Below are 3,489 nucleotides of genomic sequence, written 5' to 3' on the forward strand. Positions count from 1 at the left end.
GAGCATAGAGCTCCAAAAGGTCAGTTTAGTTTTCATCAAAATCCCACTCCGCAAGACTAGAAACCACATGAGTCGGTGCGATTGGCAAGTCTGCCACTTCTTCTGCCTTGGTAAAACCTGTTGTCACCAAGAGCGTTGGAATGCCATTGTCAATCCCTGCTCGAATATCAGTTAGGTAATTGTCTCCGACCATGATTAACTCTTCACGTTCCAAACCTAAGTGCTCAACCGCCTTGTCCATAATAATGGCATTTGGTTTTCCAATATAAACAGGCTTCACTCGTGTTGCTACTTCAAGAAGCGTAATCAGTGAACCAGCACCTGGCAAAAGACCGCGTTCTGTCGGGATGTTGAGGTCAGGATTGGTTCCGATAAAATGAGCTCCCTTTTGGATAGCAAGAGTTGCTGTCGCAAATTTTTCATAATCAACTTGCCAGTCCAGGCCTACTACCACATAGGCAGGATTTTCCTTGTCTTCGACATAACCAGCCGCCTTGATGGCTTCCTTGAGCCCTGCTTCTCCGATGACATAGACCGTCTTTTCAAGCCCCAAGTCATTCATATAGTCGATAGTGGCCAAAGTCGCTGTGTAGACAGTCGATAGGGGCGTATCGATATTAAAATTCTGAGCCAACATTTCTTGAACACTCTCTGGAGTACGGGTTGTATTGTTGGTCACAAAGAGATAGGGAATGTCCCGCTTTTGCAATTCATGGATAAAAGCCTCCCCTGCTGGGATTCTGTCTTTACCCTTATAAATAGTTCCGTCTAAATCAATTAAATAGCCTTTATATTTCATATTTTCTCTAATCCTTTTTCATTTCTTGCCAAGTAATCATAGCTTGGGCATTGGTAGCCCCGTCGCTTGTAATCTCATGCTTGCTTTCCAGTCCAGTCCGTTCAACAGACGATGTAATAACCCCACCTGGTCGAACTTCCTTGACATACTTGAGGTTGATTCTCTTGGGAATATATTGGGTCAAAAAGTCCGCTCCCATGACCTCAAAAATCCAGTCCAGATACTTACTGTTATTAACATGACCATTCATATCCAAGTCGTAAAAACGGACATGGTAATCCTTGCTGATTGGCTCGTTCAAGGACTCATACTTTGGTCCGCGGATAAGTTTTTTATCAAAATCAGACTGGTAAGGAGCCACAATCTCAGGTTCGACAGCATGGACTTTTCGACTATCTCGGTCCATCAGAACAAAAGTCGCTATCATGTGGATGAGTTCCTGACCTGCTTCATCATAAATGGTAAAGCGACGATAGCAAAAGAGTCGATTGTAGCTCAGGGCTTCCGTTTCGATGGTAATTTCTTCCGCAAAACGAGGCAAACGAACCACCTCAATATCATATTCTGTGATAATCCAGACCAGATTATGCTCTTCTAAAATGGCCTTATCACTAACTCCCAGTTCAATCGACTGCATCCCTGAAACTTGTAGGGATAGCAAAATCACATCTGGAAGTTTGATATGACCGTTCATATCAGCCATATCAAAAGGAATTTTCATTTTCATTTGATAAGTTAAGCCCATCATTCTACTCCAAAATAAATCGTTCTGCTACGGTGTCTCCTAAAAAGAGACCTCTCTTTGTCATGCGAACTTGGTCGCCCTCTATTTGCATGAGACCTTGTTGAACCAAGTCTCTGACAATTTCTCCATAAAGTCCATCAAAAGACTGTCCAAATTTTTCCTCAAATCGCGCCATAGAAACTCCTGATTTCTTGCGGAGTCCCAGAAACATCTCTTCTTCCATTCGCTCTTTTTGACTCAGGTGTTCTTCTGTGATACGCGCATTACCTTCCTCAACTGCACTAAGATAATGACGAATCGGACCATGATTTTTATAGCGCACTCCATTGACATAACCAGATGCCCCAGCACCGATGCCATAGTACTCAGCATTGTCCCAGTACATAAGATTGTGACGACTTTCAAAACCAGGCTTGGAGAAATTGGAAATCTCATAATGCTCAAAACCAGCTCGCTCCAGCTCTGCTATGATATACTCAAACATCTCAGCTTCCAGTTCCTCCTTAGGTAGAGGCAATTTCCCTCGTCGCATCCGGTTCATAAAGACCGTGTGGTTTTCTAAAATCAAGCTATACAAACTCATATGGGGAATATCTAGTCCAATGGCCTTAGCCACATTGTCCTTAACTTGCTCCATGGTCTGACCAGGCAACGCATAAATCAAATCGATGGAGATGTTGTCAAAACCAGCCAGTTTAAGGCGGTCAATATTTTCATAAATATCCTTCTCCAAATGACTGCGCCCAATTTTTTTCAGCATCTTGTCATCAAAGGTCTGCACACCTAGCGAAACACGATTGACAGCCGAGTTTTTCAAAACAGCAATCTTATCCGCATCCAAGTCGCCTGGATTAGCTTCAATGGTCAACTCTTCCAAGGCAGACAAGTCCAAGTTTTTAGTCAAGCCATTCAATAACACCTCCAGTTGCGGAGCTGATAAAGCTGTCGGTGTCCCACCACCGATATAGAGGGTTCTCAACTTTTGAATATCATAAGATTGAAACTCTTCTAACAGATGTTCCAAATAACTATCTACTGGCTGATTTTTGATGAAAACCTTTGAAAAGTCACAATAATAACAAATTTGAGTACAAAACGGGATGTGTACATAGGCTGACGTTGGTTTTTTCTGCATAGTAATTATTATACCACAAAAGCGAACAATACTTAGAATTCCGTTTAACAAAATCCTAGCATTGTTCGCTTTCTTTATCTAAACATTCTTTTTATTTTATGGATAACACAACTATCAGAATCAATCTAGTTCGTTGTTAAAACACAAAAGAATGAATGTTCATCTGACTAAATTTTTAGTCTTCTTTTTTCTTGCGAGCTACAAGTCCAAATCCACTCAATAGCCCAAGAAGTCCTAGAGATGCAAGAGCAGCATTTGATTCTGTTCCTGTATTTGGCAATACATTTTGAGAATCATTTGACTTAGCTCCATTATCAACAGTAGTCTTAGCATCTACCTGATCTGCATTCGGAGCAACTGTATTTGGAGTTGGAGTAGCTGGTGCTGGTTTATCTTGACCAGAATCTCCATTAGTATCAGGTTTGACTGGCATATCAGGTGTCACTGGTGCAACTGGATTTGTATCTGTTGATGGTGTGACTTTACCTGGTGTTGTTACATCAGGAACTTCAACTGTTGGTTGACCTGGTTCTGTAATCTTAGCTGTACCTGGAACTTTACCGTCTGGTAGGTCACTGTTTGGTACTGTACCTTTACCGTCTTCACCGATTGTTACTGTGATTGGGTTACCATCTTTACCTGGGATTTCTACCTTAGTTCCTGGTGGGTAGGTTGAGCCATCTGGTTTCTTAGGTGTTACTGTAACGTCACCTGTCTTAGGATCTTGTTCCAACTCTACTGTTGGTGTCTTACGTGCTGGTGTTGTTACATCCACTGGTTGTGATGGTTTCTTGTTAGGTTCTGTTACTG

General features: G+C 41.9%; 4 protein-coding genes. All 4 read right to left on the minus strand.

The genetic code is table 11. From position 1 onward, the window contains the following. Nucleotides 1-25: 25 nt before the first annotated feature. On the minus strand, nt 26-799 hold the full coding sequence (locus QZ359_RS01625; protein ID WP_261081002.1) for a TIGR01457 family HAD-type hydrolase: 774 nt from the start codon (nt 797-799) through the stop codon (nt 26-28). Nucleotides 800-806: 7 nt separating this feature from the next. Continuing rightward, nucleotides 807-1,544: an acyl-[acyl-carrier-protein] thioesterase gene (locus QZ359_RS01630; RefSeq protein ID WP_293955982.1), complete on the minus strand. Its 738-nt coding sequence runs from the start codon at nt 1,542-1,544 to the stop codon at nt 807-809. Nucleotides 1,545-1,548: 4 nt separating this feature from the next. Next, entirely contained in the window at nt 1,549-2,679 is a 1,131-nt protein-coding gene (hemW, locus tag QZ359_RS01635; RefSeq protein ID WP_293955984.1) for a radical SAM family heme chaperone HemW, read from the minus strand. 175 nt (nt 2,680-2,854) lie between these two features. Next, a partial coding sequence (locus QZ359_RS01640; RefSeq protein WP_293955986.1) for an LPXTG cell wall anchor domain-containing protein occupies nt 2,855-3,489 on the minus strand: 635 nt, incomplete at its 5' end.

Origin of the sequence: Streptococcus sp., from assembly GCF_019414905.1 — a bacterium.
Lineage (GTDB): Bacteria > Bacillota > Bacilli > Lactobacillales > Streptococcaceae > Streptococcus.

Bases quoted from the DNA above. Each gene is read 5' to 3' on its own strand.
- QZ359_RS01625 (WP_261081002.1), bottom strand. From the start codon at position 799: ATGAAATATAAAGGCTATTTAATTGATTTAGACGGAACTATTTATAAG.
- QZ359_RS01630 (WP_293955982.1), bottom strand. From the start codon at position 1,544: ATGGGCTTAACTTATCAAATGAAAATGAAAATTCCTTTTGATATGGCT.
- hemW (WP_293955984.1), bottom strand. From the start codon at position 2,679: ATGCAGAAAAAACCAACGTCAGCCTATGTACACATCCCGTTTTGTACT.